This is a genomic window from Lacticaseibacillus manihotivorans DSM 13343 = JCM 12514 (genome assembly GCF_001435035.1).
Lineage (GTDB): Bacteria > Bacillota > Bacilli > Lactobacillales > Lactobacillaceae > Lacticaseibacillus > Lacticaseibacillus manihotivorans.
Genome location: NZ_AZEU01000086.1, coordinates 1 through 5,226, shown reverse-complemented (window position 1 = coordinate 5,226; position 5,226 = coordinate 1). Strand labels below are relative to the sequence as shown.

The 5,226-nt window shown below is 50.6% G+C and carries 6 protein-coding genes; all 6 read left to right on the top strand.

From position 1 onward, the window contains the following. Positions 1–571 precede the first annotated feature (571 nt). Positions 572–1,408 (top strand): energy-coupling factor ABC transporter ATP-binding protein, encoded by an 837-nt coding sequence (locus FD01_RS04440; protein ID WP_056962829.1) that lies wholly within the window; start codon positions 572–574, stop codon positions 1,406–1,408. Further along, positions 1,384–2,250 carry an energy-coupling factor ABC transporter ATP-binding protein gene (locus FD01_RS04435; RefSeq protein WP_054719429.1) on the top strand — a complete coding sequence of 289 codons (867 nt, stop codon included), beginning with the start codon at positions 1,384–1,386 and terminating at the stop codon, positions 2,248–2,250. Before FD01_RS04440 ends, FD01_RS04435 begins: the two co-directional genes overlap by 25 nt. Next, entirely contained in the window at positions 2,243–3,037 is a 795-nt protein-coding gene (locus FD01_RS04430) for an energy-coupling factor transporter transmembrane component T family protein (RefSeq protein ID WP_056962827.1), read from the top strand. The genes FD01_RS04435 and FD01_RS04430 overlap by 8 nt, the downstream gene beginning before the upstream one ends. A 40-nt stretch (positions 3,038–3,077) precedes the next feature. Then, entirely contained in the window at positions 3,078–3,821 is a 744-nt protein-coding gene (truA, locus tag FD01_RS04425; protein WP_056962825.1) for a tRNA pseudouridine(38-40) synthase TruA, read from the top strand. A gap of 75 nt (positions 3,822–3,896) precedes the next feature. Continuing rightward, positions 3,897–4,496 (top strand): MFS transporter, encoded by a 600-nt coding sequence (locus FD01_RS16815; RefSeq protein WP_225436184.1) that lies wholly within the window; start codon positions 3,897–3,899, stop codon positions 4,494–4,496. Continuing rightward, complete coding sequence (locus tag FD01_RS16810; RefSeq protein ID WP_263862584.1) at positions 4,445–5,065, top strand: MFS transporter; 621 nt, start codon at positions 4,445–4,447, stop codon at positions 5,063–5,065. Before FD01_RS16815 ends, FD01_RS16810 begins: the two co-directional genes overlap by 52 nt. Positions 5,066–5,226 lie beyond the last annotated feature (161 nt).

Sequence of the window (5,226 nt, the reverse complement as noted above, 5' to 3'; positions counted from 1 at the left end):
CACCCTACGAAGTTTTCTATAATGAGACTTTGCACTTAATTTGACAATTCACCACATAAAATTAAGCGGTGAGCCTTTGCGGGCTGGCCGCTTTTTGCGTTGGGGGAGTGGTGAGTTGAAATTGGGACTCCAGCTGGCTCACCGCGACATAGTGAGGGTCCTCGGCCGAACTAACTTGAATCAATCGCTGCGCGCTCGATCCAAGTGGATTTCGACCTGCGGCTTTCCGTAGGCGGTAAACCGCCAACGGAAATCTCACTATGTCGCGGTGGCCAGCTTCCGTCCAAATTTCAACTCACTGCCACGCAGTCAGACTGCCCGCATGCAAAGGGAAAGATGATGTCAACCTTTCGGACAATGGTCATGGGCTGAATAAGCACAGTATTGCCAAGTGTATGCAACAGTGGTGGATTGTGCCGATCCGTTGATTTTGTTGGTTTGTTTTTGCATCATGTAAACGATATCAACCATTTATCAGCGGCGGACAGTGACAGGGTGAATGTCACTGTTAGTCTCAGGGGATAATATGGTATGATATGACAGTATAAAAGCACGAAAGGGGCGTTGACGCTTGGCAAACGCGATCGACATTCAACATCTCAGTTATTCTTATCCAGAAGCGACCAAACCGGCGTTAAATGACGTCTCGTTTGCAGTGCCTGCTGGGCAATGGTGGGCGATCATCGGCCATAACGGTAGTGGGAAGTCCACGCTGGCCAAAAATATCAACGGGTTGTTGGCGCCGGAATCTGGAACGGTGACAGTCGCAGGCATGCCGTTAACTGAGCAAACGGTTTGGGACATTCGCGCCAAAGTCGGCATCGTGTTTCAAAATCCGGATAACCAATTCGTCGGCGCGACGGTGCAAGATGATGTGGCCTTTGGGTTGGAAAACCGGGCGGTACCACGCGCTGAAATGCTCACCCGCGTGCAAGCGGCCCTTGAAGCGGTGAATATGCAAGACTTTGCCACGCGGGAGCCGGCGCGCCTTTCTGGTGGGCAAAAACAACGCGTGGCCATTGCTGGCATCGTCGCGCAACGCCCAGATATTATCATTTTAGATGAAGCAACTTCAATGCTCGATCCAGCAGGACGCTTGGAGATCATCGATTTGATCAAACAGCTGCGAAAGCAACAATCCTTGACCGTGTTATCGATCACCCATGATATCGATGAAGCGGCAGGCGCTGATCAGGTGCTGTTGTTAGATGATGGTCAAGTCAAAGAAATCGGCACCCCTGCAGAAATTTTCCAACATGGGGAAGCCTTGTTACATCTGGGGTTAGATGTCCCGTACCCAGAGAAATTGAAAAATGCGTTAGCCAAGCGCGGCGTGAAAATGCCGGCAGGGTATTTAGATGAGGAAGGACTGGCAAAGGCGCTTTGGACATTACATTCGACCATGTAAGTTTTGCCTATCAAGCAGGCACGCCTTTTGCTGGCGACGGCCTCAAAGATATTTCCACGACGATCAAAGGCGGCGACTACACGGCGATCATCGGCCACACCGGCTCTGGGAAGTCGACGCTGCTGCAACACCTCAATGCGTTGCTTAAGCCGACTAGCGGCACAGTGACCATTGGGGATCGACAAATCACCCCAGAAACTAACAATAAGAACTTAAAGCCTTTGCGGCAAAAAGTCGGCATGGTGTTTCAATTTGCGGAAAATCAACTGTTTGAACAAACCGTTGAACGCGATATCGCCTTTGGCCCGATGAACTTCGGCGTCCCTGAAAAAGACGCCAAAGCCTTAGCCGCCCAAATGGTGAAGCTCGTCGGCTTGCCTGACGATATTTTGCAACAGTCGCCGTTTGATTTATCTGGTGGGCAAATGCGGCGGGTGGCCATTGCTGGCGTTTTGGCGATGCAACCTGAGATCTTGGTGCTCGATGAACCCACTGCCGGGCTTGATCCAGCTGGGCGTTTAGAAATGATGACCATGTTCAAAAAGCTTCATGATGAACAAGGCTTGACCATTGTGTTAGTCACCCACCAGATGGATGATGTGGCAGACTATGCTGATCGGGTCTTAGTGATGGAACATGGGGCCTTAGTACGCCAAGGGACACCACGAGAAATTTTCGCCGATCCTGATTGGTTGCGCCAAAAGCAACTGGGCTTGCCGAAAACCACAGCGTTTGCCGAACGCCTGCAAAAACTCGGCTTCACCTTCGACCAAATGCCTTTAACTGCTTCTGAATTGGCGGACGACTTAATGCCACAAATAGGAGGTGGCGACCTTGGATAAATTGATTTTAGGCCGCTACATTCCTGGCGACTCAATGGTCCACCGACTTGATCCGCGGACCAAGTTGATGGCGAGTTTCTATTATATTGCGATCATTTTCTTGGCCAACAATTGGCAAAGCTACTTGCTGATGTTTGTGGCGACGATGGTGATGATCATGTTGTCCAAAGTGAAGCTCAGCTTTTTCTTGCGCGGCGTGCGGCCGATGATTTGGCTGATCATGTTCACTGTCGCGTTGCAGATCTTCTTTACCAAAGGTGGGCACACCTATTGGTCTTGGGGGTGGCTGGCGATCACGCAATTTGGACTGACCAATGGCGCGTTTATCTTTATGCGCTTTGTATTGATCATTTTCATTTCGACGCTGTTGACCTTGACCACGCAGCCGCTGTCTTTGGCTGATGCGGTGGAATCATTGTTGAAGCCGTTGCGCGTGATCCATGTGCCAGTTACCGAACTGGCTTTAGTGTTGCAAATCGCCTTGCGCTTTGTGCCAACGTTGATGGATCAAACCACGAAGATCATGAATGCCCAACGTGCCCGGGGTGTGGATTTTGGGACTGGGAATTTATTCCAGCAAATGAAAGCTGTCGTCCCGTTGTTGATCCCGCTGTTTGTCGATAGTTTCGGCATCGCTGAAGACTTGGCGACGGCCATGGATGCGCGTGGTTATCAAGGCGGGGACAATCGCACCAAGTATCGCGTGTTGAAATATCACCGCTCAGATGTCACGGCAGCCGTGGTGATGGCAGCGTTGACCGGCTTGTTAGTCTTTTTAAGAGCATAGAGAAGCTGGCTGAAAAGCCGGCTTTTATTTAGGAGAAGATATGACGCATTACAAATTAACGCTGGCCTATGATGGCACCAACTTTGCCGGCTACCAAATTCAACCCCATCAACGCACCGTCCAAGGCGTCTTGCAAAAAGCCTTAGGCAAAATGGCCAAAGTCGATTCGATTCATATCGATGGTTCCGGTCGTACCGATTCCGGTGTGCATGCGTTAGGCCAAGTGGTGAGTTTTGATTTTCCCATTGAAATTCCCGAACAAGCGATGCTTCGCGCGATGAATTCGCTGATGCCGTTGGACATTGAAATTTTAAAAGCCGAGTTTGCGCCAGAAGACTTTCATGCGCGCTATTCCGCTAAAGGCAAACGCTATATGTATCGCGTGGCCCGTGGGCGCTTCACCGATCCGTTCAATCGGCTGTATACGGGACATTGGCCATATCCCTTAGACTTGGCCAAAGTTCAAATTGCTTTGGATGATGTGGTCGGCACGCATGACTTCACCAGCTTTGCGGCTAGCGGTGGCGTGATCGTCAATAAAGTGCGGACGATTTATGAAGCCACGGTGCGCGATGATCCCGAACATAACGAAGTGGTGTTTGAATTTTATGGCAATGGGTTCTTGTACAACATGGTGCGCATTTTGGTGGCGACGTTGCTTGAAATCGGCAGCGGCCGGCGGGATGTCCATGATTTCTTGCGGTTATATGAAGTCAAAGATCGCCAACAAGCCCGCGGTACCGCGCCAGCATCTGGCCTTTACCTCAAAGAAGTGTATTATTAAAGTATTCTCATTAATTGTTGGATGCAAAGCGGAGGCGCGAGGAGGCCGGAGCGATCAGGTTAAGGAGTCGATAGTTTGAAAAAGCAACACGTTTGGTTGATGGTACTCGGGGTATTTTTGATCGGGGCGAACTTGCGCTTGCCGATCACCATGATGCCACCGTTATTGAATACGTTAAGTGCCAGTGGCATTTTACCGAAAAGCTTGGCCGGGTTTGTCACGTCGATCCCGTTGGCGATGTTTGCCATCATGTCACCAGTGATCGGCAAACTTGGCGCCAAGTATGGGCCAGGGCGTGTGTTGACTTTTGCGGCGTCTGCTTTGGTGTTAGGCGCTGGGTTGCGCTTGATCCCTAATGCTTGGGGACTTTTGATCGGGACGGCTTTTGCAGGACTTGGCATCACCGGCGGGAATGTGTTGTTGCCAGCCTTGATCAAAAGTGAGTTCCCGCATCGCATTGCGGTGATGACCACGATGTACACCACGGCCATGGGCTTGGTTGCCAGCGTTGGGACTGGGACCAGTGGACTGTTGGCCAAACAAGTGGGGCCGACTACGACGATGGCGACGTTTGGTGCCGTCAGTGTGATTGCCTTAGTGGTTTGGCTTGGGTGTTACCACAATTGCAAAGTCATCAAACCGCTAACGCGACGCAAAGTGCGAAAGTCAGCTTAACCAAAGAACGTCTGGCTTGGTTGATCGCCTTATTCTTCGGTTTACAAAGTGTGCTGTATTATTCACTGTTGACTTGGTTGCCATCCATTTGGCAACATGCAGGCTTTGATGCGGTGACTGCCGGCACGTTAGCGACGATTTTTCAGCTGTTCGGGTTGCCATTGAACATGTTGACGCCAACGTTAGCAGAGCGCAAACATGGTTTAACCACAGTGGTGTTGATCGCGGCTGGTGGTTTTATCATCGGACTAGTCGGCGTCTTGATCGGACCTTCAGTGTTCTGGATCCAAGCGTTGATGGCGATCATTATGGGCGCCGGCAGTGGGGCGGCTTTTTCAATTTGCATCGTCTTCTTTCAAAAAAAGACCCAAACAGCACTCGGCACTGCCAGCTTGTCAGGAATGGCGCAATCCGGTGGGTATATTTTAGCGGCGATTGGCCCAGTGAGTTTCTCTTGGTTGGCGCAAGTCATCGCTTGGCCTGGCGTGGTCACCGTATGCTTAGGTTTGAGTTTGTTGATGGGGATGATCGGGTTGATCATTGCCAAGCGGCCAGCGATGGCAGCCTAGTCAAACACTATTGCGCTAACTGTCGGGTCATGGTATACTGAACTTGTGAGAAAATCAAAGTAACCAAACAACACAAATCCCCACTTCGGCCAATGAAGTGGGGATTTTTTTGGAAATTTGTCAACTGGTGTTGAAGGATAGTTTTTATCCCTTGAAGGCCT

Excerpts from the sequence above, each read along its gene's own strand:
- truA (WP_056962825.1), top strand. The coding sequence starts at position 3,078 with ATGACGCATTACAAATTAACGCTGGCCTATGATGGCACCAACTTTGCC.